This is a genomic window from Butyricicoccus sp. AM32-19 (genome assembly GCF_003480365.1).
Lineage (GTDB): Bacteria > Bacillota > Clostridia > Oscillospirales > Butyricicoccaceae > Agathobaculum > Agathobaculum butyriciproducens.
Map to the genome: position 1 here is coordinate 168,269 of NZ_QUIX01000001.1, position 25,373 is coordinate 193,641.

The 25,373-nt window shown below is 57.0% G+C and carries 20 protein-coding genes and 1 tRNA gene; 8 read left to right on the plus strand and 13 right to left on the minus strand.

Annotated elements, in window-relative coordinates:
* Positions 1 to 26 precede the first annotated feature (26 nt).
* Together gpmI and eno are read left to right on the plus strand one after the other, a co-directional pair.
* A complete protein-coding gene (gene gpmI, locus DW806_RS00780; protein ID WP_279220761.1) occupies positions 27 to 1,760 on the plus strand; it encodes a 2,3-bisphosphoglycerate-independent phosphoglycerate mutase in 1,734 nt (577 codons plus the stop codon).
* Between the two features lie 251 nt (positions 1,761 to 2,011).
* Positions 2,012 to 3,331, plus strand: coding sequence for a phosphopyruvate hydratase (gene eno, locus DW806_RS00785; protein WP_117489732.1), 1,320 nt, complete (start codon positions 2,012 to 2,014; stop codon positions 3,329 to 3,331).
* 350 nt (positions 3,332 to 3,681) lie between these two features.
* Here eno and DW806_RS00790 read toward each other — a convergent pair whose 3' ends face one another.
* From DW806_RS00790 to DW806_RS00830, 9 genes are all read right to left on the minus strand, one after another.
* Positions 3,682 to 4,728 (minus strand): hypothetical protein, encoded by a 1,047-nt coding sequence (locus DW806_RS00790; RefSeq protein ID WP_118728803.1) that lies wholly within the window; start codon positions 4,726 to 4,728, stop codon positions 3,682 to 3,684.
* Between the two features lie 16 nt (positions 4,729 to 4,744).
* Entirely contained in the window at positions 4,745 to 6,565 is a 1,821-nt protein-coding gene (locus tag DW806_RS00795; RefSeq protein ID WP_118728804.1) for a hypothetical protein, read from the minus strand.
* Complete coding sequence (locus tag DW806_RS00800; protein ID WP_110435363.1) at positions 6,565 to 6,933, minus strand: hypothetical protein; 369 nt, start codon at positions 6,931 to 6,933, stop codon at positions 6,565 to 6,567. Before DW806_RS00800 ends, DW806_RS00795 begins: the two co-directional genes overlap by 1 nt.
* A gap of 119 nt (positions 6,934 to 7,052) precedes the next feature.
* Positions 7,053 to 8,084: an FN3 associated domain-containing protein gene (locus DW806_RS00805; RefSeq protein ID WP_117751069.1), complete on the minus strand. Its 1,032-nt coding sequence runs from the start codon at positions 8,082 to 8,084 to the stop codon at positions 7,053 to 7,055.
* Positions 8,085 to 8,132: 48 nt separating this feature from the next.
* On the minus strand, positions 8,133 to 8,624 hold the full coding sequence (locus tag DW806_RS00810; RefSeq protein WP_118728805.1) for a hypothetical protein: 492 nt from the start codon (positions 8,622 to 8,624) through the stop codon (positions 8,133 to 8,135).
* A complete protein-coding gene (locus DW806_RS00815) occupies positions 8,599 to 10,158 on the minus strand; it encodes a hypothetical protein (RefSeq protein WP_118728806.1) in 1,560 nt (519 codons plus the stop codon). The genes DW806_RS00810 and DW806_RS00815 overlap by 26 nt, the downstream gene beginning before the upstream one ends.
* Positions 10,148 to 10,339, minus strand: a complete 192-nt coding sequence (locus DW806_RS00820; RefSeq protein WP_118728807.1) for a hypothetical protein — start codon at positions 10,337 to 10,339, stop codon at positions 10,148 to 10,150. The genes DW806_RS00815 and DW806_RS00820 overlap by 11 nt, the downstream gene beginning before the upstream one ends.
* Before the next feature lie 15 nt (positions 10,340 to 10,354).
* Positions 10,355 to 11,629: a phage terminase large subunit gene (locus DW806_RS00825; RefSeq protein ID WP_118728808.1), complete on the minus strand. Its 1,275-nt coding sequence runs from the start codon at positions 11,627 to 11,629 to the stop codon at positions 10,355 to 10,357.
* Between the two features lie 20 nt (positions 11,630 to 11,649).
* Positions 11,650 to 11,862: a hypothetical protein gene (locus DW806_RS00830; RefSeq protein WP_118728809.1), complete on the minus strand. Its 213-nt coding sequence runs from the start codon at positions 11,860 to 11,862 to the stop codon at positions 11,650 to 11,652.
* A 163-nt stretch (positions 11,863 to 12,025) separates the two neighbouring features.
* On the opposite strand from DW806_RS00830, the gene DW806_RS00835 reads away from it, so the two are divergent.
* From DW806_RS00835 to ppdK, 5 genes are all read left to right on the plus strand, one after another.
* Complete coding sequence (locus DW806_RS00835; protein ID WP_118728810.1) at positions 12,026 to 12,847, plus strand: Cof-type HAD-IIB family hydrolase; 822 nt, start codon at positions 12,026 to 12,028, stop codon at positions 12,845 to 12,847.
* A gap of 150 nt (positions 12,848 to 12,997) precedes the next feature.
* Entirely contained in the window at positions 12,998 to 15,562 is a 2,565-nt protein-coding gene (locus tag DW806_RS00840; RefSeq protein ID WP_118728811.1) for a DNA translocase FtsK, read from the plus strand.
* A gap of 96 nt (positions 15,563 to 15,658) precedes the next feature.
* Positions 15,659 to 16,153 carry a flavin reductase family protein gene (locus DW806_RS00845; RefSeq protein WP_118728812.1) on the plus strand — a complete coding sequence of 165 codons (495 nt, stop codon included), beginning with the start codon at positions 15,659 to 15,661 and terminating at the stop codon, positions 16,151 to 16,153.
* Positions 16,154 to 16,529: 376 nt separating this feature from the next.
* The gene (locus tag DW806_RS00850; protein WP_158578251.1) at positions 16,530 to 18,164 is read left to right on the plus strand and encodes a trypsin-like peptidase domain-containing protein; all 1,635 of its coding nucleotides are present in this window, start codon (positions 16,530 to 16,532) and stop codon (positions 18,162 to 18,164) included.
* A gap of 302 nt (positions 18,165 to 18,466) precedes the next feature.
* On the plus strand, positions 18,467 to 21,100 hold the full coding sequence (gene ppdK / locus DW806_RS00855) for a pyruvate, phosphate dikinase (RefSeq protein ID WP_118728814.1): 2,634 nt from the start codon (positions 18,467 to 18,469) through the stop codon (positions 21,098 to 21,100).
* A 169-nt stretch (positions 21,101 to 21,269) separates the two neighbouring features.
* Here ppdK and DW806_RS00860 read toward each other — a convergent pair whose 3' ends face one another.
* From DW806_RS00860 to sigK, 4 genes are all read right to left on the minus strand, one after another.
* On the minus strand, positions 21,270 to 23,024 hold the full coding sequence (locus tag DW806_RS00860; RefSeq protein WP_118728815.1) for a 1-deoxy-D-xylulose-5-phosphate synthase: 1,755 nt from the start codon (positions 23,022 to 23,024) through the stop codon (positions 21,270 to 21,272).
* A gap of 120 nt (positions 23,025 to 23,144) precedes the next feature.
* Positions 23,145 to 23,609, minus strand: coding sequence for a zinc ribbon domain-containing protein (locus tag DW806_RS15340; RefSeq protein ID WP_199677237.1), 465 nt, complete (start codon positions 23,607 to 23,609; stop codon positions 23,145 to 23,147).
* Between the two features lie 125 nt (positions 23,610 to 23,734).
* Positions 23,735 to 23,808, minus strand: a tRNA-Gln gene (locus DW806_RS00870).
* Between the two features lie 134 nt (positions 23,809 to 23,942).
* The gene (gene sigK, locus DW806_RS00875) at positions 23,943 to 24,650 is read right to left on the minus strand and encodes an RNA polymerase sporulation sigma factor SigK (RefSeq protein ID WP_110435350.1); all 708 of its coding nucleotides are present in this window, start codon (positions 24,648 to 24,650) and stop codon (positions 23,943 to 23,945) included.
* A 344-nt stretch (positions 24,651 to 24,994) separates the two neighbouring features.
* Between sigK and yajC the strand changes: the two genes are divergently transcribed.
* Positions 24,995 to 25,348, plus strand: coding sequence for a preprotein translocase subunit YajC (yajC, locus tag DW806_RS00880; protein WP_243022599.1), 354 nt, complete (start codon positions 24,995 to 24,997; stop codon positions 25,346 to 25,348).
* Positions 25,349 to 25,373 lie beyond the last annotated feature (25 nt).

The following is a 25,373-nucleotide window of genomic DNA, read 5'->3' on the forward strand; positions in this document are numbered from 1 at the left end:
CGCTTCTGTAAAGGAGTTTTATCAGTATGAAAAAAACCACTATGCCGGGCATGCCGGAGGTAGAGGTAGTCGAGATCAAGACTTCCGCACCGGTTAATGTTCTGGCAGATCCGGCTCCTGCAAAAAAGCCGGCGGCAAAGCGTACTCGCAAGACCGCTGCTAAGACTGCCGAGGAGAAAAAGCCGGCAGCAAAGCGCGGCCGCAAGCCCAAGGCAGCCGCCGCTGCTGCCAAGAAGGCAGAGGGCCCGAAGAAGCCGACCGCTCTGATTATCATGGACGGCTTCGGTCACCGCGAGGAGACCAAGGGCAACGCCATCGAGGCTGCTAAAAAGCCGAATCTCGATAAGATTTTCGCAGAGAACCCGCTCACCTATATCGGTGCATCCGGTCTGGACGTTGGTCTGCCGGACGGCCAGATGGGCAACTCCGAGGTTGGCCACACCAACATCGGTGCAGGCCGCATTGTATATCAGGAGCTGACCCGCATCACCAAGGCCATCCAGGACGGCGATTTCTTCGAGAATCCGGCTCTGATGAGCGCGATCAACCAGTGCAAGTGGTTCGATTCCACTCTGCACATTTTCGGTCTGCTGTCTGACGGCGGTGTGCATTCCCACATTGACCACATGTTTGCGCTGCTCGAGCTGGCACGCCGCAATGGTCTGCGCAAGGTTTGCTTCCACTGCTTCATGGACGGCCGCGACACGCCGCCGCAGTCCGGTATCGAGTATATCGACCGCCTGCAGGCCAAGATCGACGCTGTCGAGGTCGGCTGCATCGCAACCGTATCCGGCCGTTACTACGCAATGGATCGTGATAACCGCTGGGATCGTGTACAGAAGGCGTACAACGCTATCGCACTCGGCGAAGGCGAGCACGCTGCTACCGCACACGAGGCTATGGAGCAGTCCTACGCAAACGGCGTAACCGACGAGTTCGTTGTTCCGGTTATCGTTACCGAGGGCGCGACCGTCAAGGACGACGACGCGATCATCTTCGCAAACTTCCGTCCCGACCGTGCGCGTGAGATCACCCGTGCATTCGTTGATCCGGAGTTCACCGGCTTTGAGCGCGTACAGCCTAAGATCCACTACGTCTGCATGACGCAGTATGATGCTACTATTCCGGGCGTGGAGATCGCCTTCAAGCCGCAGAGCCTGAAGAACACGTTCGGTGAATATATCTCCGATCTGGGTATGACCCAGCTCCGCATTGCCGAGACCGAGAAGTACGCACACGTTACGTTCTTCTTCAACGGCGGCGTTGAGAAGGAGTACCCGGGCGAGGATCGCGCCCTCATTCCGTCCCCGAAGGTTGCAACCTATGATCTCCAGCCGGAGATGAGCGAGCCTGCCGTTACCGAGGAGTGCGTAAAGCGCATCCTGTCCGGCAAGTACGACGTTGTTATCCTCAACTTCGCAAACTGCGATATGGTAGGTCACACCGGCGTATTCGAGGCTGCAGTCAAGGCTATCGAGGCCACCGATGACGGCGTAGGCAAGGTCGTTGATGCCATCCTCAAGATGGGCGGCCAGTGCCTGATCACTGCCGACCACGGCAACGTCGATCAGATGCTCGATGCCGATGGTGTTACTCCGTTCACCGCACACTCCACTAATCCGGTGCCGCTTGTAATGATCGGCCACGAGGGCAAGCTGGCAGAAGGCGGCGTACTGGCTGATCTGGCTCCCACCATGCTGGATATGATGGGTCTCAAGCAGCCGGAGGAGATGACAGGTCACTCGCTGCTTGTAAAGTGAGCATCTAAGAGGGACGCTGTCCCCCTTAGATACCGAAAAAGTTCCCAAGGAAACTTTTTCGGATATCCCCCTCATCTTTGCACGGCAAAGACGGTTCGGGACACGTGTCCCGAAGCAGTGGTATAAAAGTCCGGCAGAGCTGGACTTTTATGGGGAATTTTATCGCCGCGTGCGCGCGGCGCAGCAAAAATGTGATTTTTGCTGTTTAGTTAGCCAACCATTTTATTTTATAATAAGAAGGAGAAAGAATTATGAAGGGCTACATTGAAATTGTTGATGTAATCGGCCGCGAAGTTATGGACTCCCGCGGCAACCCGACCGTTGAGGTTGAGGTTTACGTTGAGGGCGACACCGGCGCATACATGGGCCGCGCTGCTGTTCCGTCCGGTGCTTCCACCGGTATCTTCGAGGCTTGCGAGCTGCGTGACGGCGACAAGTCCCGCTACAACGGCAAGGGCGTACTCAAGGCTGTTGACGCTGTAAACGGCGAGATCGCTGAAGTTGTTATCGGCATGAATGCTCTCGACCAGCAGGCAATCGACAAGGCTATGATCGAGGCTGACGGCACCCCGAACAAGACCAAGTTCGGCGCAAACGCTATCCTCGGCGTATCCCTGGCTGTTGCCAAGGCTGCTGCAGAGGCTCTGAGCCTGCCGCTGTACAACTACATCGGCGGCTGCAACGCTAAGACCCTGCCGATGCCGATGATGAACATCCTGAACGGCGGCGCACACGCTACCAACAACGTTGAGATTCAGGAATTCATGATCATGCCGGTTTCCGCTCCGTCCTTCCGCGAGGCTCTGCGCCGCTGTGCAGAGGTATTCCATCAGCTGAAGACCACCCTGAAGGAGAACGGCACTCCGGCAGCAGGTGTAGGCGATGAGGGCGGCTACGCTCCGAACCTGAAGAAGGACGAGGACGCTCTGAAGGTTATCGTTCAGGCAATCGAAGAAGCTGGCTACAAGCCGGGCGAGGACTTCATGATCGCGATCGACGCTGCTTCCTCCGAGTGGTGGAACGACGAGGAGAAGTGCTATATCCAGCCGAAGTCCGGCAAGAAGCTGACTCAGCAGCAGCTGGTTAAGATGTGGAAGAACTTCGCTGAGAAGTACCCGATCATCTCCCTCGAGGACGGCATGGCAGAGGAAGACTGGGAAGGCTGGGCTATGCTGACCAAGACTCTGGGCGACAAGATCCAGCTGGTTGGCGACGACCTGTTCGTAACCAACACCGCTCGTCTGTCCAAGGGCATCGAGCTTGGCGTTGCTAACTCCATCCTGATCAAGGTTAACCAGATCGGCTCCCTGACCGAGACCCTGGATGCTATCCAGATGGCTAACCGCGCTGGCTACACTGCAGTTGTATCCCACCGTTCCGGCGAGACCGAGGATGCTACCATTGCTGACATCGCTGTTGCACTGAACGCTGGCCAGATTAAGACCGGTGCTCCGTCTCGTACCGACCGCGTTGCAAAGTACAATCAGCTGCTCCGCATCGAGGAAGAGCTGGGCGAGGACGTTGCACAGTTCCTGGGCAAGAAGGCTTTCTTCAACCTGAAGAACAAGTAAGTCTCCGTCCTTACCGTTACTGCAATATGAGAAAACCGCACGCTTTTGCGTGCGGTTTTTTTATGGCTTAATCATAAAAGCTGTGGGATGAAGGATTTCTGATATAATGATTGAGCCTTTTTATATAGAAATTTCTTGCGAATATATAGTAAATTCTTGCGCTTGGGTTGACGGACGGACAAACTTGTGCTATCATAACTGCAGTAACATAGCGAATTCTCTGTGCTGAAACGGGGAATCTGGCTGTTTTGGATAAAATTGCTCACATTTTCATTTCTTTATCATAAATCACCTCTGCACCTTGTGTGCAGAGGTGATTTATTTTTTCGGATAGACGCGACTTGAGAAAATCAACCGCCGTAGCCGTTCTTCCATCGCTGCAGCGCAAGTGCTGCGTTCTTGTAGCTGACATCGGCGGTCGGCGTTCCGGCAGGCACACCGAGGATCGCCGCGTCACCCTGCCGTACGTAGCCGCTGGTTTTCCAGCGCTCAAGCGCCTGCTCGTAGGCACGGGTCTGTGCATTCGCCGCCGCACTGCTGACATTCAGCTGATAATTGCGCCAGTTCAGCGTCGGCGTGCCGTTCAGGAAGCCGGTCAGACCGGCTACGGACAAGCCGTAATCGCGGTCGGCGTTAAACTGGCTCAGCGCCGCCTGTGCCTGCTGGAGCGCTGCATTTTCCGATGCGGTATAGTAGCTGCTCTCGGCGGCTGCGGTCTGCTCATCGGCAGCATTCTGCGCCGCCGCACGCGCGGACAGACGCGCCTGGCCGAGCGCATTCAGGTCGCTGCGGTACCGGTTGTCCACCGCGATACGGCTGGTCTCTGCCATGCCGCTGGTGGTCGCTTGCCCTCGTGCGCCCATGTTAAGTCCGAGCGCCGCCAGCTTTTCCTCGTTATTCACTGCGGACTGTCGGGCATTGATATCGGTCTGACGCATACCGGCGGCGTAGTCGTTCTCGATGGACGCGAGATTGCTCTCCAGCTGCTTTGCAATGCGGCTGCGGGCGGTTTCAAATCGCTTGAAACGGGCATTTTCCGCCGCGTCATACAGGCTGCTGACGCGGTTTGCACCGGTTGTTGTGCTTGAAACCGAGTACGGACGGTAGCTGCCGTTCCATGTCGAAACCGCGTCGTTGGACGCAACCTTGCCGCCGAGACCGAGCGAGTCAATCTTGTTCTGGCGTTCGCTCAGCAGCTGCTGGCGTTTCGCTGAATCAGTCGTGCCGGCAATCGCCGCCGAGTAGTCAAAATTGTCGCGGTAGCCATTGGAATTGAGCGTGCCGGAGGACTTGCTCGACGTCGATTTGCTTGTCGCCGTCTTAGTCGAAGTGGACTTGGATGTGGTTGACTTTATCGTTGATGTTCGGCGTGTGGAAGTTGATTTGATGATTGCCAAAGGGGAATCCTCCTTTCTAAATTACGGTCTGACCCTGTGTCCAGCGGATGGTGAGCGCGAGCAGACCAAACGGCTCATCCGGCCGGTCGTTGCCGATGCGCACGGCAAACAGCGGACTGCGGTGCTGCTTCCAGCGGGTACGGTACGTCACCGCACCCGGAATGCACCGGAAGGAGAACCGCGAAAAATCCAGTGTGCGGAAGGAAAACAGGTCCATATTGCGGGAAAGCGCAAGCTGGACACCGTTTTCGTTCTCGTACTGCACGGTCGCGCCCGAGCGGGAATGCGGCATGAGCGTCGGAATCACATCCCGCACGGTCTTGAAGCGGCTCCAGTCGGATAAGGGCAGGGTAGGCGTGCGCCAGTACGCGGCAATCGCCGCCGTGTCATCAAGATAGGCGTGCTCCTCCTCGCTTTTGGCAAAACGGCACAGTCGGCCGTCTGCCGTGCCGAACCACAGATGACCGTTCAGCACCGCCAGACACTGTGCAGGCACGTTCACCCAGAAAAACCACGCCGGATCGCCGTTTTCCTCGGTCAGAGAGCCGTCCGCGACATAAATGTGTCCGTTCACTGCCAGATAATATTTGCCCTCGAATACCACCGCACAGGCGTTTTGGAGGTCGGCCTCCTGCGATAATTTCGGCACAATGGCATCGGATACCGAGCGGATCGTCCGCTGTTCGGCAACGGCGGTGCCGTACACGCCCTGCACACCTCTTGCCGAGAGATACAGCGGCAGGTCGTTCAGCACGGCGAAGCAGCGGCTCGAAATCGCGCCTTCACCTTGCGCACCTTGCTTGAGCGGATACAGCGCAGAACCGTCATCTGCCATCATGTAGGTGCGCAGATAGCTGGTCGCCTCCTGTGCGCCGCCGGACTTGACCACGACCTGACTTTCGTACTGCTTGAGATAGCCGACGATCGCAGATGCGTCCGTGCCCATGCGAGTGTAGCCGGTGTCCGGAAAGTAGGTCGGGTCGTATAGGCCGCTCTGCCAGTCGCAGTCCGGCTCGTCCGGGTTGCCGGAGAGGAATACGCGCGTGTCGTTTTTGCCGCCGTACAGACCGGCAAAGCGGCATTTGTTGATCTTGTCCGCGTGTCCGCTGACGGTTTTGGCAAACGCGATGGACACATTCGCCAGTCCGTTTCCGTTTGCCGGAGCAGAGGCCAGCGTCACCAGACCGGTCGAGCGGTTGACCGCCGAAACGGTAACCGCCGAGCCGTTGACCTCAGCTGTAACAGCTGTTTCGTCGAGGTCGGTCGCGTCCACCTTGAACTGGGTCGCCGTGCCGTCCCCGATAAAGGTGTTGATGCGCTTAGGCGTCAAGAGATTTACTGCCTCGTAGCTGGTGCCGCCGCCGGTCGGCGCCGCAGAGATGGTCGTGGTCGGCACATAGGCCGTGCCGGATACCGGAACGGCTTCCCAGACCGTGTTTTTGCTGCTTTTGCGCACCGCACGATAGGTTTTGCCGTCCATCAGGTAGAGTACACCCTTCACCGTGAACGACTGAGAAAACGCCTCGTTCATGTCCGCGCACAGCTCGGTCTGCGTGCCGTCCTGTGTCCGAAAATACAGCTTCGCACCCGCATGAACGGCACAGCCCACACCATCCGGCATGGCGAATAACCCGTAGATGGGTGCGTTAAACTGCGCCTGTGTGCGCCATCCGGTGCGCTTTACCAGAAAATCGTTCTGGTCGCAGATCATGTTCTGCATATCCGGCGAGCGGGAGAGAGACACCTTAGTCGGATGCGTGCGGCAGTCGATGCCGCCGAACCGGCTGACCACAGTCTGCTGCTCGGTCTCCGGATAGGGGAATTCGTAGCTTCGCATTAAATCATCTCCTGCACGGCGGTAAACTGCGCGGGACAGTGACTCAGCAGGCGTTCGCTGTACTCGGTTGCCGCCCAGTTAAACTTGGCCTTGTCGTCATCCGCGACAAGCAGCGCCGCCAGTCCGTACGGAAAACATTCGCGCGCCAGCCAGTCACCGGCGGGCAGTTCCTCGGTCAGCGCCGTCATGCGCGGCGGCACAAGCAGCACGTCTTTGCCGTCAGACGCACGTTCCGCGTTCATCTCGCGCAGGCTGTTCGCTAACAGCTGGTTGAGCGCACCGAGCGCAAACTGCTCGTAATACACACCGCTGTCCGGCGTTTCGGATAAAATATTCAGCGCTGCACGAAAGCATTCGGTTCCGGTCATAGGGTTACCTCCTTTGTGATGGGTTCATTGGATACAGTGAGAAGTTAGGAGAAGGAGTGAGGAGTAAACGAAGAAAAACTCCTATCTCCTCACTCCTAACTCTTATCTGCTATTTGAATTTAGCCTTCCGCTACCTCGGACGGATACGCGCCGGACTGCACACAATATGCGCGGATCTTGCAGCCGGTTTCAGGCGTCAGCACGGTGCCGGCAACATAATCCTTCGCGGAATCCGAGTAGCGCGGATCCGAGCCGTCCAGGGTGTAGCGCACCTTGCCGAACGCGGTGATCTTGCCCTGACTGATGGTCGGTGCGCTCGAGCGGCAGTCCTCATCGACCAGTGCATACACGCCGCCGCACTTTGCGCCGAGCACATACGCGTCGTAGTAGTGACGGCCCTCGATCAGCGCACCGGACACGCCGACCGGGTCCTCGTGCACCTTGGCATCTGCGATTTTGTACGGCATGAGCACGGCATCCTTGTGTGCAACGAGGAAGTACACGTCCTCCGGCAGATAGCTCTTGGGAACGCGGACGACATTCATGCCGAATACCTCGCCGCACACGCCCTTGGCGATGGACTGACGCGCTAGCACGTCCACACCGGCAAACTCGTCCGAGGTGCACACCAGCTTGTACATTTCGCTGGTCAGGTACAGATAGCGGTTGTCGTCCGGCACAAGCGCATCGTCAAGTGCCTGCGATGCATCCGCAATCTTGCTGATGATATTCGCCTTGGTCGGCTTTGCACTTTCCACAATGCTGCCCGCCATGGTGACAAAGCGCTTGAATGCGTACTTGTCCGCCGCCGGTGTGGACTTCTCGTTCAGCTGCAGGCGCAGCATGTCGGCGGCATTCTTGACCAGATTCTGATCGAGGTTGTTGCCCTTGTCGATGGTCAGGGTAAATGCCTTGTCCTGCGTCATGGTCAGTTCCTGCACCACGTCCTGCATTTCAGTCACATCGCCGTAACGCTTGAGACCGCCGTCACGGTCGTAATCGACCTCCTCCACCGTGATCGGGGTGTAAACCTTGAGCGTTTTCACGCCGGTCAGGTCATACGTCTCCGCGGTTTTGCCCTTGATGAAGGACGCACGGGTGAATACCTCCGCAATCTGGTCGGAATACTTGCTTGCGAGATTGATAGCCATAAAAATTTACCTCCTATATAAATGTTAAATCGTGAAGTAATGAGAATGTTACTTGCCGAGCAAAGCGAGGGTGACCGGATCTGCTCCCGTGGGTTCCCCGTCCGACTGCGCCGGACCGACCGCCGCACGGCGGTTCTTTTGGTTCATCTCGAGGGCTGCCAGTTCGTCTCTCAGCTCGGCAATCTCCCACTTGCGGTACGCGGACACGAGCGAGCCTTCCTGCTGCGCCCACTCCCATACCTGCTGCGGAATGTCCTCGGGACGGACATCGGGATATTCCTCGACGAATGCGGCGTAGATCTGGCCGTTCGGCATGGCGTTTGCCGCACGATTACGGCGGATGTACGCGTTGCGCTTGGAAAGTCCCTGTGCGGCTGCGTCAATCAGCTCTTCGAGCGTCAGTTCGACGATATCGCCGTCCACCTCGACCGGATAGGTCTGTGCATTTTCCTGCGGCTGGATTTCCGCCGTCTGCTCCTGTGCGAACGGATTGACCGCCATTTCCTGCTCGGGATTAGGATTCATTGCTGTTTTCTGCATTACTGTTTGCCTCCTTTTGCTGCTGTCGCTGTACGCGAAGTGCGTGCAGCAGGTCGTGTTTGCCGCGTACCTGATAATCCGGTACGTTTTCCAGATATACGAGCGGGTCGGAAATAACGCCGCTCTCCAGCAGATGATCGTTTGTCATCGTCTGCATGGTTTCGGACCAGTAGCTTGCCGCGCCGACATCCACCTGCAGGCGCATGTCCTGTCCGGCGAGTGCGGAGAAGTCGAACGTGCATTTTTCGGGTTCGCCGCCGTCCTCATTCGGCAGAACGAGCGTGCGCACGCCGTAGTGCGCGCCCATCATATCGAGGAAAATGCGCGCCCAGTCCTCAGTGAAGCGGTAGAACTCCATTTTTGTCAGCTCGAGCGGAGCCGCCGTTGCGTTCTGCACCGCGATAATTGCCGAGGTGTTGTCCGGATTGACCGTGCCGAGTGCGGCTTCGCTTGCGCCCATGAGTTCCGCGGTATCGGTCATCATTTGCTTGAGCAGCTGCAGCACCTGTGCCGAGATATCCGGTGCGCGGAACGCCGCCGCGATGGCGTCGTTCGGGTTGCCGCGCATGCCGATTGCCTTGCCGACGTCGTTCGACCAGCCGTTCGGGAACCGCGTCATGTCGTACACGATCTTAGGGAACGCCACCTGCTTGATGCACTGGACGTACATCGAGTACAGCTTGTTGATGGCGATCTGGTTCGGAATGGCCTCGGTCAGTGGACTTTCGCCGTGGCACGAGCCGCGCACGCGGTTCCAACACAGATGCGTCACCGGATACAGCCGATAGGGAAGCACCTTTTCGGGCATGACAACGGCATTCCGCGTGGTCTTGCAGAAGGCAATGCCGTTCTCGGTCCTGCGCATATGCAGCAGTACGGTCACGCGCTCGCCGTCGCTCGAGGTACGGTAACGGTGGTACTCGCCCACATCATCCGGTCGAATGGCTTCCGCGTCACTCGCGGAGATGCCGTTGGCACGCGCTTCGCGGCGCACCTCGTCCGCGTCGCGCCGCATGGCAATGATAATGTACGGCTGGCGCTGTACCTCATCGCAGGCGGCGTTGCCGAAGCAGATGTTCGTGGAATCAATCAGCTCCACCGCAATATCGCCCTTGACCGCCTGACCGGTCTCAAGAGCCGGATCAAAGTGCATGTAGAAGCAAGCATCACCGTCCACACAGGCGTTTTTCAGCAGCGGGCGGCCGAGTGCCTTGACACCCGAACGCTCGATCGCGGATGCAAACGCGCGTTCGAGCACATGCGCGGTCTGCCGCCCGTCCTCATCCATGTCAAACGGCTGGGCGCGTACCGCCACATCGTCGGAGACCAGCATGGACACAAACAGGTTGACGCAGCGGCGCAGCACGTTGAAGATCAGCGGGTCGAGGGACTGCACGCGCAGACCCTCCCACTGCCTGCCGAGGTAAAACGCCTCGTTGCGCCGAACACGGTCGTATAAACCGATCGAGCGCTTGTAGTCGCGGTCGCGCTCATATTTCTTCCAGATTGCCGTCGGTGACGGATCAAATTTCATCGTTGTCCTCCTCTCGTCCGTAGTTCATCAGCGCCGCCAGATCGCGGCTGAGCGTATCCTCCGGCGTAGATTCTGCCGTGTGCTCCTTCGGCAAACGTCGCGGCAGAACCACACCGCCGGAGATGATTGCACCGGTCAGGACCAGTACCGCCGCAGACAGCGCGTAACATAAAATTTCCATAATGCCTCCTTTCACTCAAAACCTGAGAAATTCTCCTACTTCGCAGTCATACGCCGACTGGGGGACCGCCTTAACCGGCTCATAAACGGTCGCGGCGTACCCGCGGAGCGCATCCGGCGCATGGGTCAGCTCGTGCGGCGTGTTCGCTGTGTCGGACGGATTGCGCTTGTCGTGCTGCAGCGCAGGCAGCGTGCGGATCAGATTGCGGCAGGTGTCGAAAATCGTCAGTCTGGGACGAACGGTGCCATCCGTATCCTTGCGCGGCTGCAGCAGCTCATGCAGCGCCAGCCATCCGGCGACGCGTTCATTGCTGCTTTTGACAAAATCCAGTCCGCTGTCCGCGAACAGTTCTACCGCGCTTCTGCCGGTTTCCTGCCGTCGGTTCCACAGATCGGGCGGCGCGAGACGGCAGTCAATGTGTTCTCCGGCCGTCTCACAGGCAAGTATCTGCGTCGCTGCATCCGAAATAATGAGTCCCGGACGGTAGAGTTCGCGGTAGACCACGCTGTGTCCGTCCGGACTTTGCGCAATCCATAGCGCTGCCAGCATGTCCAGACCGTAGTCAATGGTCAGGCAGCGCCGCCAGTCATGCGGGATGGCATACGGCTTTACAACATGCAGGTCGCGCGAAAATTCGCTGAAATACTGCCCCTCGTTCAGTTCCCACACGCCGTCGAGCAGTGCTTTCCGGTCGGTGGGAGAGAGCAGCTTCAGGCGTTTCTCGTAGCCTGCATCCGCCTTGCGGAGAAACGGGTTGTCACCCAGTCTTGCGGGCAGAAACAGCCGCGTGCCGCCGTCGAACTCGCGCACGGTGTCCGGCGGCATGGAGTCGATAAACCGGCTCTTCACCCACTGGTGACCGACACCGCCGGGATTGGTCGTCGCCTTGACCTGCTTGGGGAATCCGTTCGTGCCGCGGATACGCGACAGCAGATAGGTGAACTGGCTTTCGGTGAAATGTGTCAGCTCATCGAACCGGATGACATCGTATTCCGCGCTCTGGTACTTGGTCACATCGCTTTCCGCGTCGCAGTACCCGAATTCCAGCGCCGAACCGTTTGCAAAATCCCACCGGTGCTCACTCACCTTGTACTTTGCAATGCACTGCGGATACAGCCGCAAAGCCGCCGGTACAAGCGAGCGCTCCAGCTCCGGCATGGTCCTTCGCAGCATGAGCTGCCGTGAACCCGGATAGCAAACCGCAAACCGCAAAGCATCGAGCAGCTGACCGTGGCTTTTGCCGCCGCCTGCCGCGCCGCCGAACAGTGTTTCGAGCGTGTCCGACTGCATGAACGCTGCCTGCCGCCGTGTTACGGGGAATTCGTATCGTCTACGATCCGAAACACGATCTCCACCGGCTGAGCTTCGGTCTGCTCGTCGCCAAGCATCACGCCCTTGCCGACCGTCCGGTCGAGGATTTCCTTGATCGCGCTGAGCCGGCTGTTCGCCGGTGCTTCCGCATCGTCCGCGATGTCGTACAGCATGCGGATCAGCCGATCCGGCTTTTCGTTTTCGCTGCACATGGCCTCACCTCCTTTCGATGAGCCATAGAATAGGAGCAAAATCCAAATTTGTCAAGAACAAATGTTCGATTTTTTATTTGCTTGCAATTTTTGCCCAGCTGCGGTATGCTGAATAAGATGGAAAATATGCGGCGCAGCAGCGCCAGTATCAGGAGGAAAGAAGATGAAAAGAATCGACCTTATCGCGCTCGATTTAGACGGAACTGCGCTCAATCCGCAGAATCAGGTCTCTCCGGCGACCGCCGATGCCGTGCGCCGTGCCCGCGAGAGCGGTATTCATGTTGTGGTCTCCACCGGACGAATCTGCGGTGAGGCACGCGACTTTGCACTCATGCTCGGCACGGATGACCAGATGGTCACCTCGGGCGGCGCGACGCTGTCGAGCGTGTCGCAGGAGCGCTGCACCATGCGCATGTCCATGCCGTGGGAAGCTGCTGTGCGTGCGTCTGCCGTGGTGGAGCGCATCGGCATGATCACAATGGTGTATGCAGGAGAGACGCTGCTCATTACCCCGTATGATGATATTGAATTCGGCAAATATAAGTCGAATGAAGGCTATTTAAGCTCGAAAAAGGTTGTGCCGTCTGTTGCGGAATATATTGCCACAAACCATGTTTCGGTCGATAAAATGTTCATCCGCAGCCATGACCCGGTCATGCTCGTGCGCGCTCGTGCACAGCTGGAACAGATCCCGGGTATCCGCGTGATGAGCAGCGCGGCTGACAACCTCGAGGTCATCACGCCGGCCGCGGACAAGGGCGTTGCTCTCGGCATGCTGTGCCGTGAGCTGGGCACCGACCTCGACCACGCCGCCGCCATCGGTGACAGCGAAAACGACCTCGAAATGCTGAACGCCGTAGCCCTCCCGATTGCGATGGGAAACGCAAGCGCAGCCGTTAAAAATCTGTGCCTGCGCGAGACGCTCACCAACGCACAGGACGGCGTAGCAGCCGCCATCGACCGCATCATCGCGGAGAACGGCTAAACGAGCAGACCGGCCGCTGTTTTCCGGAAAAACAGTGGTAAAAATCGGATTTCTATGCTATAATATACTTGCAGAGTATCCGCAGAAAGCGGAAAAACGGCGCAGAACGCCGTCAGATTGAATCACAAAGAAAGTTGAAGGATAAAAGTTTTGGCTGCAAGGAAAACCACAACTAAAAAATCGACGAAAAGCGCACCCAAGGGCAAGCGTGCGGCACAGCCGCAGCCGGAGGAACTCGGTCCGATCCTGTCCCGTCCGGTCTGGGGCGCGATCTGGGGCATTGTCGGTCTGCTGTGCCTGCTGTCGATCCTGCCGATCGACGGCGTGCTGCTCAAGTGGCTGCACCGCGGCATCGGTGCGCTCATCGGCAAGGGTGCGTATGTCATGCCGTTTGCGCTGATCGGCATCGCCGTGCTGCTGTTTGCGCGTCCCAAGGGTCCCGTGCGTCTGCGCGGAACGTGTATCGCGCTCATGCCGCTGCTGATCGGCAGTATCATTCACGCCTTTTCGTGTGCAAATGAGTACGACCTGTCCATGAGCACGCTCAGCGGTCTGCTCTCTACCGGTATGGAAGGCTCGTCCGGCGGTCTGCTGGGCGGCGGTCTGTACATCCTGCTCGAGTGGGCGCTCTCGTCCATCGGCGCACTGCTCATCCTGCTGGTGCTGTTCATCGTGACTTTACTGGTGGCCTGTCGCATCACGCCGCAGGCGCTGTACGACATGGTTCGTCCGCCTGAGTATGAATACGAGGACGAGGAGGAGCGTGAGCGCTACGAAGCGCCTGTTCAGCTGCCGAACATCCACGAAGCGGCAGCTGCGCATGCACAGCGCCGAGAAGAGCGCCGTGCGCACCGTAAATCCGACTTTGACATCCCGATCGACGCCGATCCGCCCGGAGAGGATAAGCCGGGCGAGGAATTGATCGACCCGAACAAGCACCACGGCAAGGTAATCGCGCCGGACGAATATCTGCGCTCACTGCGCGATAACGTGAAGAAAAAGGCCGGAAGCATTATGGATCTGGTCGAAAACAAGCAGCCGGAGGAAGAACCGGCGCACGTTTCCGAGTCGGAGCCCGAGCATGAGGCGGCTCCTGCACCGGCATCCAAGCCGAAAAAGACCGAGAACATCTCGGAAATCGAGCAGGCGGCCATGAACGAGCAGATCGATGAGAGCCAGAAGGCTCCCGCGCCGGTGTACGACTACCCGCCGATCGACCTGCTGACGCAGGGCAAGCACGCTTCGGTAGCCGGTGCGGAGACCGAGCTGCGCGAAAGCTCGGCGTGCCTGCTCGATACGCTCGACTCGTTCAACATCGAGGCACAGATCATCGGCATCGTGCGCGGCCCGTCCGTCACCCGCTTTGAACTGACCATCCCGCGCGGTATCAAAATCTCGCGCATCACCGCACTGGCGGACGACATTGCACTGTCGCTCGGCGCGGCAAACGTGCGTATCGCGCCTATTCCGGATAAGGTCGCGGTCGGCATCGAGGTGCCGAACAAAACCGTCAATACGGTCTTTATCCGCGAGTGTATCGGCTCGCCTGCGTTTGCCAACGCGAAAAGCCGCCTGTCCTTTGCCGTCGGCAAGGACATCACCGGCAAGCCGGTCATCGGTGACATTGCCAAGATGCCGCACATGCTGATTGCCGGTACCACCGGCTCCGGTAAGTCGGTGTGCATCAACTCCATGCTGATCTCGCTGCTGTACAAGTCCACGCCGGAGGAAGTCCGCCTCATCATGGTGGACCCGAAGATGGTTGAGCTGGGCAACTATAACGGCATTCCGCACCTGCTGATTCCGGTTGTTACCGATCCCAAAAAGGCCGCCGGTGCGCTCAACTGGGCGGTTGGTGAGATGGAACGCCGCTACAAGCTGTTCGCAGACCATCAGGTGCGCAATCTGGTCGGCTATAACGACCTCATGCGTTCCGAAAAGGCCAAAGCCGAGCAGACCGAGGACGGTCATCCCGAGCAGTATCAGGTGCTGCCGCAGATCGTCATCGTTATCGACGAGCTGGCCGACCTGATGATGGTCGCTGCCAAGGAAGTCGAGAACTCCATCTGCCGTATCGCGCAGAAGGCGCGAGCCGCAGGCATGCACCTTGTTGTAGCAACACAGCGTCCGTCGGCTGACGTTATCACCGGTATCATGAAGGCAAATATCCCGTCGCGTATCGCGTTTGCGGTAGCCAGCCAGATCGAATCCCGTATCATTCTGGATACGACCGGCGCGGAAAAGCTAATCGGCAAGGGCGATATGCTGTATGCGCCGCTCGGTGAGGGCAAGCCGACCCGTGTACAGGGCTGCTTTATCTCCAACGAGGAGATCGAAGCTGTTATTGCCCGCATCAAGGAGACCAGCACCGCCGAGTACAGCGAGGAAATCCTCGAGCACATCGAGCAGCAGGCCGAGCAGGTAGGCAATAACAAGGGCGGCAGCAGCGGCACGAACGACCCGGGCGACGATGAGGATGAACTCATCGAGGAAGCCATCGAGGTCATCATGGACTGCCGTCAGGCGTCCACATCCATGCTGCAGCGCCGTCTGAAGCTGGGCTATTCGCGTGCCGCGCGTATCATCGACCAGATTGAGGATCGCGGTATCATCGGCCCGTCCGAAGGCTCCAAGCCGCGCCAGATCCTCATCTCGCGTGAGGACTGGCAGGAGATGAAGCTGCGCCGTACAATGCCGCTGGATAAGCAGCAGTAATGGATAATGAAGAATTGAGAATGTCGCTATCCTTGCGCTAATTTTCCATTTTCCATTCTCAATTTGCTAAACAATTCTCTTAGGAGGTAACATATCATGAAGAAGATCAACATTGCCGAAAAGTCTTTCAATCCGTTCGATCTGATCGGTCAGAAGTGGATGCTGATTTCCGCAGGTACCGAGGACAAGTGGAACACCATGACCGCAAGCTGGGGTGCTGTAGGCGTTATGTGGGGCAAGCCGAGTGCGACCTGCTATATTCGCAAGAGCCGCTTCACCAAGGAGTTTGTAGACGCAGGCGAGTATTTCACCCTGACCGTGCTCAAGGACGGCCACCGTGATGCGCTGAACAAGATGGGCTCCAAGTCTGGCCGTGACATGGATAAGATGCACGAGAGCGGCCTTACCCCGGTATTCGTAGAGGGTCAGCCGACCTTCGAGGAGGCCGAGCTGGTACTCATCTGCCGCAAGCGCGGTGTGACCGACATCGCACCGGACGACATGGCTCAGGAAGTGCAGGACAAGTGGTACGGCGATCACGACTACCACACCATGTATATCGGCGAGATCGTAGCCGCTTACGAGAACTAAGTTTTGCAAACCGTTCTGTAAACCGATTTTTACAAATATTTCACCAATTCCTCACAGAATCGGTGTATATTTAAGTAAATGTGAACCGGTTTGCTGGAGATGCTATTTAACTGGTATTTCTAAGTGTTTCGCGCGGAAGCGCGCATGAAATAGCATTTTCTGCGCAAATGCCAAAAAAGCGGGAGCATGTATCACGCTTTTTTGACTTCTAGAGGGAGAAAGTTTCTGAATAGGAACTTTCGGACGACTTTGGAACGGCCCACGGTCCGTTCCTCTTGTCGGCGAAACTGTAGTTTCGCGACAGCTCAGCAGGGTCGCTCTGCGGCCCTGTATCCCAATCCACAAACCCACGCCTCAAAAGGGAGGAATGCAATTCGTGAAAAAACGATTGCTCAGTCTGATCACAGCGGCTGCGCTGATGGTCGGCATGCTGCCTGCGGCTTTTGCGGGCTATGAAAACTTTACCTCGAAAACAACGTATCCTGCCGGACAGTTCACAGACGTGCCCTCAACCGAGTGGTACGCGCAGAATGTTCAGGCGGCGTATGAATACAAGCTGGTGGACGGCGTAAACGCCACCCAGTTCAAGCCGAACAGCAACCTGACGATCGCACAGGCGATCAAGCTGGCGGCGTGTCTGCACAGCACCTATGTCAGCGGCAGTGCGGATTTTGACAAAGTTCGTCCGTGGTATCAGCCGTATGTGACGTATGCGCTGGAAAATGGTATTATTAACACGACTTATGCGGATTACGATCAGCCGGCGACCCGAGCACAGTTTGCGTCCATCTTTGCAAACGCGCTGCCGGAGGACGCCCTGACCGCGATCAACGACATTGCGGACGGTGCGATTGCGGATGTTGACATGTCGGCAGGCTATGCCGCTGATGTGTACCGTCTGTACCGGGCGGGCGTGCTCACGGGCAGCAACAACGCGCATGATTTCAAGCCGAACACCAACATTCGCCGCAGCGAGGTTGCGGCTATCGTCACCCGTATGGCAAAGCCGGATCTGCGGCAGAGCTTCACTGTGGAAGCACATGTCGGCATGACGGCGGACGAGGTGTTCAGCGCCTGTGTACCGGCGATTTTCAAGCTGTACGCCTACGATTACAAGAATAATATCCTCGGCATCGGCAGCGGCGTTGTGCTCAGCGCACGCGGCGATGCGGTGACCTGCGGACACCTTGTCAACGGCGTTTACCGCCTTGTGGCTGAGATGTACGACGGCACCAAGCGGGAAGTCACGATCTACAGCTTTGACGCGGACGCGGACATCGCGCATATCCGTGTAGTCGGCAGCACGCTGCCGTACCTCGGTGTTACCACTGAGGTCGAGGAAGGCGACACGGTCTACGCGCTCGGTTACCCGGGCGGCGGCGCCGCAACGGTTACGACCGGCAAGGTGACCGATCCGGAAAACGACGATTACCTTGCACCGATGATCGAAAGCACGGCGCAGGTCATCAGCGGCAACTCCGGCGGTGCGCTCATCAACGATGAGGGCAAGGTTGTCGGCATTACGGTCAGCAGCCATTCAGGCGGCGTACCGTCTTACTCAGTGCCGATCCGCTACCTGAACAGCCTGATCGGAGACGGCACGGCGTACTCTCCCGGCGAGTATAACCGCAACCACAAGCCGGATGCATCGCGCTGCTACAGCAAGCACTATCCGGTGCCGGATTTCGGCACGGTGACCGGTGTTACGCTGCTCGGCACCATCCGGGAGGGCACCACGACCACCTACTACTACGACAGGGAAGAGGTAGAAGCCGGCGACAAGATTCTGCTCCACTACTACGCCGCACTGGGTGAAAACACCTTCTACCAGTTCACCGGCGGCTCGTTCACCTCGTCCTCGACGTATCCGTATTCGGTCAAGCTCTACGAGACCAGCTACGACGGCATCCCTGCGATCAGCGTCGTGGTTTCCAGCAATTCATTCGCTTCTATCGGCGGTCTGCCTCAGACCGTCGATTTTCTTTTGCAGGAATTTGTGCATTACGCCTAATAGAATGAAAGCTGACAGGCATGAAACGTATTTACGCCCAAAATGCCATAAAAATCGAGAAAAACGAGAAAAGATAAAATAAAATTCGGACAAAATTTCTGATAAATTAAAAAGATAGATTTTACGCAAACGTTTGAGTTTTGGCTAAAAATACATGATTAGTCAAAATGCACAATATATTCGTGGGAAATCGGTATAATACTACAATGGAATATTTCACCGCTAACGTGCTATAATGTGCTTGCGTGATAAAGAGAATGAGTATTAGAGAGAGCATCAATCGAAACGGAGGAAATACCCAAATGAAAAAGTATGTTTACATGTTCCCGGAGGGCAACGGCAAAATGCGTGAGCTGCTTGGCGGCAAGGGTGCCAATCTGGCTGAAATGACCGGACTGGGCATGCCTGTGCCGCAGGGTTTCACCATCACCACCGAGGCCTGCACCCGTTATTACGAGGACGGCAAGACCATCTATCCGGATATTCAGGATCAGATTCTGCTTTACCTCGATCAGCTTGAAAAGATTACCGGCAAAACCCTCGGCGATCCCGAGAAGCCGCTGCTCGTATCCGTTCGCTCGGGTGCGCGCGCATCCATGCCCGGCATGATGGACACCATCCTCAACCTCGGCATGAACGACGAGATCTGCGAAGCAGTTGCCAAGCTGACCAATAACCCGCGTTTCGCACGCGACTCCTACCGCCGTTTCATTCAGATGTTCTCTGACGTTGTTATGGAGCTGCCTAAGTCCTCCTTCGAACAGTTTATCGATCAGGTTAAGGACAAAAAGGGCGTAAAGATGGACAATGAGCTGGACGCGGACGATATGTCCGAGCTGATCGTTCTGTTTAAGGATCACTACAAGAAGTCCCTCGGCGAAGATTTCCCGCAGGACCCGAAGAAGCAGCTGATGGAGGCTGTCCGCGCGGTATTCCGCTCGTGGGATAATCCGCGTGCGAACACCTACCGCCGCATGAACGACATCCCGCACAGCTGGGGCACTGCCGTAAACGTACAGTCCATGGTATTCGGCAATATGGGCGAGACCTCGGGCACCGGCGTAGCCTTCACCCGCAACCCGGCCACCGGCGAAAAGAAGCTGTACGGCGAGTTCCTGATGAATGCACAGGGCGAGGACGTTGTAGCCGGCATCCGCACCCCGCAGCCGATCTCTGCGCTGGCAGATACCATGCCGGAGGTTTATCAGCAGTTTGTTGACATTTCCAGCCGCCTTGAGAAGCATTACGGCGATATGCAGGATATGGAGTTCACCATCGAAAACGGCAAGCTCTACATGCTGCAGACCCGTAACGGCAAGCGCACCGCACAGGCAGCGCTCAAGGTAGCGGTTGATCTGGTAGACGAAGGCGTCTGCACCAAGGAGCAGGCGGTTATGAAGGTCGAGGCAAAGCAGCTTGACGCACTTCTGCACCCGACGTTCGATCCGGCAGCTCTCAAGGCAGCTACGCCGATCACCACCGGCCTGCCGGCATCGCCCGGTGCAGCCTGCGGCGCGGTTTACTTCACCGCAGATGCTGCAGCTAAGGCCCACAAGACCGGAATCAAGGCTGTCCTCGTCCGTCAGGAGACCTCTCCGGAGGATATCGACGGCATGGCCGTATCCGAAGGCATCATGACCGCCCGCGGCGGCATGACCTCGCACGCAGCCGTAGTAGCCCGCGGCATGGGCACCTGCTGTGTAGCAGGCGTAAACGGCATCAAGGTTTCCGAAGAGGATAAGACCCTGACCTTTGCCGACGGCACGGTAGTGCACGAGGGTGACGTTATTTCGCTCGACGGCTCCACCGGCAACGTATACCTCGGTGAGATCGCAACGCAGGAGGCTGAGCTGACCGGCGACTTCGGCCGCTTCATGGGCTGGGCTGACGAGATTCGCACCCTGCACGTTCGCACCAACGGCGATACCCCGCGTGATGCAACGCAGGCCCGCAAGTTCGGCGCAGAAGGCATCGGCCTCTGCCGTACCGAGCATATGTTCTTCGAGCCGGCCCGCATCAAGGCGGTTCGTGAGATGATTATTTCCGATACGCTCGAGCAGCGCAAGGCGGCTCTGGCCAAGATCCTGCCTATGCAGCGCGGCGACTTTGAGGCAATTTACCGCGCAATGGGCGGCCTGCCGGTAACCATCCGTCTGCTTGACCCGCCGCTCCATGAGTTCCTCCCGCACGAGGATGACGAGATCAAGGAGCTGGCCGATGAGATGGGCGTATCCTTCGACAAGCTCAAGGGCAAGGTAGAAAGCCTGCACGAGTTCAACCCGATGCTGGGTACCCGCGGCTGCCGTCTGGACGTTCTCTATCCGGAGATTGCCGAGATGCAGACCGAGGCTATCGTATCCGCAGCTATCAACGTCTGGAAGGAAGACGACCTGCATATCACGCCGGAGATCATGGTTCCGCTGGTATCCGAGGTCAATGAGCTGCGCTTCGTAAAGAAGGTTATCAAGGCTAAGGCTGACGAGCTGATCGAGCAGTCCGGCCTGAAGATGAAGTATATGGTCGGCACGATGATCGAGACGCCGCGTGCCGCAGTCACCGCAGGCGATGTGGCCAAGGAAGCGGAGTTCTTCTCCTTCGGCACCAACGACCTCACCCAGATGACCTACGGCTTCTCCCGTGATGACGTGGGCCGCATTCTGGAGACTTACTTCGATAAGAAGATCCTCGAGTCCGATCCGTTCGCTCGTCTGGACCAGAACGGCGTAGGCCGCTTGATCCGCTTCGCTGTTGCAGAAGGCAAGCGCACCCGTCCGGACATCAAGCTCGGCATCTGCGGCGAGCACGGCGGCGACCTGTCCTCCGTCGAGTTCTGCCACAATGTTGGTCTGAATTACGTTTCCTGCTCGCCGTTCCGCGTGCCGATCGCACGTCTGGCAGCGGCACAGGCTCGCGTAAAGGAGCTTGGACTGGCATAAACCTCCCCAAACTTGACATACAGCGCGAAAGGCTTCGGAGCATTGCTCCGAAGCCTTTCACGCTTTTTCATGCACAAATATATGCAGTAGTATTTAGAGGATTGAAGGCAGGCTGAGGGTAGCCCGCCCTTCGGAGAAAAGTTACCGAATTTCTAATGGAAAGGGAATCTTACAGAACCTTCTCCACATCCTCCGCAATCTGTTCTGCGGTGAGGTGATTGTCCTTCAGTACCTCGTCTACGTCATAGCGGTCGAGGAACTCCTTCTTGAGACCAAAGTTCAGTACCTTCATGTCAAAGTCGCCGTAGAAACGCGCAATCTTCTCACCGAAGCCGCCGTCGAGTACGCCGTCCTCGAGGGTGATGACCACATCGTGCTCCGCCTTGAGGCTCTCGAGCAGGTCGGTATCCACGCCGGTGATATAGTACGGGTTGATAAGGGTCGGCTGTACGCCGGTCTTTTTCTTGATGAGCGCCGCCGCCTGTTCGCCGAGCGGGTAGAACGAACCCAGACCGATCACGGCAACCCGGGCGCCCTTCTCCTTAACCTCGTAGGTGTTCAGCCTGCCGAAGTCCTTGGTAACAGCCTTTCCGTCCGAAACCAGTGCACCGCCCGGCATGCGGATAACGACCGGATGCTCGTTCTGCTCAATGCTCCAGTCGAGCATTGCCAGATATTCTTCCTTGGTGGTCGGCGCCAGATAAACCAGATTGGGGATGTTCGCCAGCATCGGAATGTCGTACAGACCGAGATGCGTTACATCGTTCATGCCGTAAACCGAGCCCCACGCAACGATAATGGTAGCTGCGTTGCTGTTGATGCACAGGTCCTGCGAAATCTGGTCATAGGCGCGCTGAATGAACGTGCTGTACACGCCGTAGACCGGCTTGCCGCCGTTTGCTGCGATACCGGACGCCAGTGCAACCGCGTTCTCCTCGGCAATGCCTACGTCGATGAACTGGCTGCCGGCCTTCTTACGCATCTCCTCGGTGAAGCCAAGCACGGTCGGCGTACCCGAGGTGATCATGCACACAGATGGGTCATCCTGCATTTTCTTCATCATAAAGTCGAGCGTGATGCTCTCGTAGCACTCGCCGCTTATGTCCATCAGCGGCTCGCCGGTCTCCGGATGGAACGGAGCACAGTAGTGCCATGCCTCCTTGTGCTGCTCGGCAGGCGCGTAGCCCTTGCCCTTCTGGGTGACGATGTGCACAACAATCGGCTGCGTGCTGTCCTTTACGGCCTTAAATGCCTCGATCAGCGAAGCAATATCGTTGCCGTCGGCTACAAAGCGGTAATCCAGACCCATCGCACGGAACAGATTGCATTCTGCCTTGCCGCACGTCTCGCGCAGCAGGCGCAGGTTCTGATACAGACCGCCATGATTCTCCGCGATGGACATATCGTTGTCGTTGACGAGGATGATCAGGTTGCCGTCCAGTTCTGCCGCATAGTCGAGCGCTTCCAGTGCTTCGCCGCCGCTGAGCGAGCCGTCACCGATGATAGCAACCACGTTGCCGTCCTCGCCCTTGAGGTCGCGGCCCTTGGCCAGACCGCAGGCCAGACTGACCGAGGTGGAGGTGTGACCGATGGTGAAATGGTCATGCTCGCTCTCGTGCGGGGTGCTGTAGCCGGAAACGTCGTCGTAGTGCTCCTCGTAGAGAAAGGCGTCCTTGCGGCCGGTCAGCATCTTGTGCGGGTAGGACTGGTGGGAAACATCGAATACAAACTTATCCTTCGGGGACTCGAATACATAGTGCAGTGCGATGGTTGCCTCTACCATGCCGAAATTCGGACCGAAATGGCCGCCGTGACGGCTCAGCTTGGTCAGCAGTGCATCACGTATTTCGGACGCAAGCACGGTCATCTGCTTAATGTTCAGCTTCTTCACGTCAGCGGGACCGTTGATGTTCTCGATATACATAGTTTTCCTCCTGAATATTTTTTCTAAACTCACTCTATCACTTGGAGTGTGCTCCAAGTCAAGCGGTTTTACGAAAAATTATGCAAAAATAAAAGCACCTGATACCAGGTGCCTTAATACTCAAATAGATGCGGAAAATGCTTCTCCATTCACCGTCCAGTGCGCTTTTCCGTCCTGCACATACAGCTCTGTGCCGCCGCGTTTGCAGCCGGCGTTCAGAAAAACAGCTGTGCCGTCCGGATTCAGGCGATAGAGATTGTAGCCGAAGTCCTCGGCAGCGCGGTAACGCGCGGTGTGCCTGAACACAAAGCCGACCAACGTGCCGTCGTCCAGAGAAACATAGTTGGTAAAATCAAAGCCCGCATACGGCGTCGCGCCAAGCTCGGACTGCTTCATCAGACCGCGCTCGCGCTGATAGGCAGGGGACTCGAGATAAGCCATGCTGTCCGGGTACAGCATCGCGTACGAGGGATATTTTTTGCCGGCAGGGACAGCACCTGCGCCGACCTCACCGACCTTTGTGCCGCAGTTCATGCAGAATTTTGCGCCGTCCGGCAGCTGCGTGCCGCAGTTCATGCAAAACATGGTAATCGCTCCTTTACATATACTTTAGTATATCGGGAGAGAGACCGTCTGTCAAATAGCCGTCACAGGAAAACTACGAAAAGGCAAAAGAAAAATCGTCTTTTCAAAGAAAAGACGATTTTCGGTGGCAGCCGAAGAAGGATTCGAACCCTCACAAACAGAGTCAGAGTCTGTCGTGCTACCTTTACACAATTCGGCTATTTGTTAAGTTTTGCTGTCGTTTTTGATGACTCATCGCTGACGACTTGTTTAGTATATATCAAAATTCGGGATTCGTCAACCCTTTTTTCAAAAAAATTAAAAATTTTTTTCGGAAGGGGACAACCGCCGCTTTTACGGCGGCCGTCCCTCGCGTTCGAGAGCCTCCCGCAGCTTTTCAAGCGCACGCTTTTCAATGCGCGAAACATAGCTGCGCGAAATACCCAGCCGCGCGGCAATCTCACGCTGCGGCAGGGGAGATGCCAGACCGATGCCGTACCGCAGGCGGATGATCTCGCGTTCCCGCGGAGAGAGACAGCCTGCCAGTGCGCGGTGCATGGCATGGTACCGGTCCTGCTCCTCAACGGCGGACAGACCGCTGTCCTCGCAGCAGATGATATCCTGCAGGGCAAGCGCATTGCCGTCGCCGTCCGACTCGAGCGTGTCCGAGAGCGAAAGCTCGCCTGCACTCTTGCGCTTCTGCCGAAAATACATCAGCAGCTCGTTCTGGATGCATTTGGAGGCGTATGTCGCCAGCCGGATATTCTTATCCGCTTTAAAGGTGTTCACGGCTTTAATCAGCCCGATCGTGCCGATGGACAGCAGATCGTCCTGTTCCGTACTTACGGCGTAATACTTTTTTACAATATGCGCTACCAGTCTGAGATTGTGCTCGATCAGCTTTTCCCGTGCCTCGGCGTCCCCGTCCTGCTGCATGCGGCGCAGCAGAACCGCCTCCTCATCGGGCGTGAGCGGCTTGGGAAACGATCCGTCCGCGCCCTGTACACGCAGCACAAAGAAGAAAAATGCACCGCCGAGCGCAAATAAAGCAGGGAAAAGCATGGTCAGCACCTCGTTTCGATAAGATACTGCTATTTTATGCTGCGAATAGCTTAGGTAGCACAAATAAAGAGGCAGTACCGCATAATACAGCAAGAGCGATTTACGAGTAAATTTTGCGTACTGATTAGGCGCGGTTTCTTGCAATACTTTGTGTACTACAAGAAATTGCGGCAGCGCGGATGGAACTCGCGCAAGGAACCGAGGCAGACATCAGGACACAAAATCTCCGTAAAGCGCCGCAGCTGAATTATGTGGTATTGTCTCCAAAAAAGGCTTGTAATTTGACAGAATATCCAGTATAATATAGTGAGTATTTACAGCAAATTGCATAGGGAGGTGTAACCATGGTTATGGCATTGAATAAAATGCCGGCTCTGTCGGATTATGGCGCGATCATCGCGCAGTTTTTGCCGTTTGTAGTTCTGATCGTCGTATTCTACTTTTTCCTGATCCGTCCGCAGCGCAAGCGCGACAAACAGGAGCGCGATATGCGTAACTCCATCGAGATCGGTGATGAGATTTCCACCATCGGTGGTTTTATCGGCCGCGTTGTCAGCATCAAGGACGACGTTCTGGTCATCGAGTCTTCGAGCGACCGCACGAAGCTCAAGATTTACCGTTGGGCGATCCGCGGTAAGGAGGCTCCGGCGACCGAGACGGTCGAGGCGCCCAAGGAAGCAAAGAAGGACGCAAAGTAATAACCCCATTTCTTGCCGAATAGCA

Coding starts and splice junctions, on each gene's coding strand:
- DW806_RS00800 (WP_110435363.1), bottom strand. CDS start 6,933: ATGACCGGAACCGAATGCTTTCGTGCAGCGCTGAATATTTTATCCGAA.
- DW806_RS00845 (WP_118728812.1), top strand. CDS start 15,659: ATGAAGAAGATCAACATTGCCGAAAAGTCTTTCAATCCGTTCGATCTG.
- DW806_RS00825 (WP_118728808.1), bottom strand. CDS start 11,629: ATGCAGTCGGACACGCTCGAAACACTGTTCGGCGGCGCGGCAGGCGGC.
- DW806_RS00805 (WP_117751069.1), bottom strand. CDS start 8,084: ATGGCTATCAATCTCGCAAGCAAGTATTCCGACCAGATTGCGGAGGTA.
- ppdK (WP_118728814.1), top strand. CDS start 18,467: ATGAAAAAGTATGTTTACATGTTCCCGGAGGGCAACGGCAAAATGCGT.
- sigK (WP_110435350.1), bottom strand. CDS start 24,650: ATGCTTTTCCCTGCTTTATTTGCGCTCGGCGGTGCATTTTTCTTCTTT.
- DW806_RS00795 (WP_118728804.1), bottom strand. CDS start 6,565: ATGCGAAGCTACGAATTCCCCTATCCGGAGACCGAGCAGCAGACTGTG.
- DW806_RS00815 (WP_118728806.1), bottom strand. CDS start 10,158: ATGAAATTTGATCCGTCACCGACGGCAATCTGGAAGAAATATGAGCGC.
- eno (WP_117489732.1), top strand. CDS start 2,012: ATGAAGGGCTACATTGAAATTGTTGATGTAATCGGCCGCGAAGTTATG.
- DW806_RS15340 (WP_199677237.1), bottom strand. CDS start 23,609: ATGTTTTGCATGAACTGCGGCACGCAGCTGCCGGACGGCGCAAAATTC.
- DW806_RS00835 (WP_118728810.1), top strand. CDS start 12,026: ATGAAAAGAATCGACCTTATCGCGCTCGATTTAGACGGAACTGCGCTC.
- DW806_RS00820 (WP_118728807.1), bottom strand. CDS start 10,339: ATGGAAATTTTATGTTACGCGCTGTCTGCGGCGGTACTGGTCCTGACC.
- gpmI (WP_279220761.1), top strand. CDS start 27: ATGAAAAAAACCACTATGCCGGGCATGCCGGAGGTAGAGGTAGTCGAG.
- DW806_RS00860 (WP_118728815.1), bottom strand. CDS start 23,024: ATGTATATCGAGAACATCAACGGTCCCGCTGACGTGAAGAAGCTGAAC.
- DW806_RS00810 (WP_118728805.1), bottom strand. CDS start 8,624: ATGCAGAAAACAGCAATGAATCCTAATCCCGAGCAGGAAATGGCGGTC.
- DW806_RS00830 (WP_118728809.1), bottom strand. CDS start 11,862: ATGTGCAGCGAAAACGAAAAGCCGGATCGGCTGATCCGCATGCTGTAC.
- yajC (WP_243022599.1), top strand. CDS start 24,995: ATGGTTATGGCATTGAATAAAATGCCGGCTCTGTCGGATTATGGCGCG.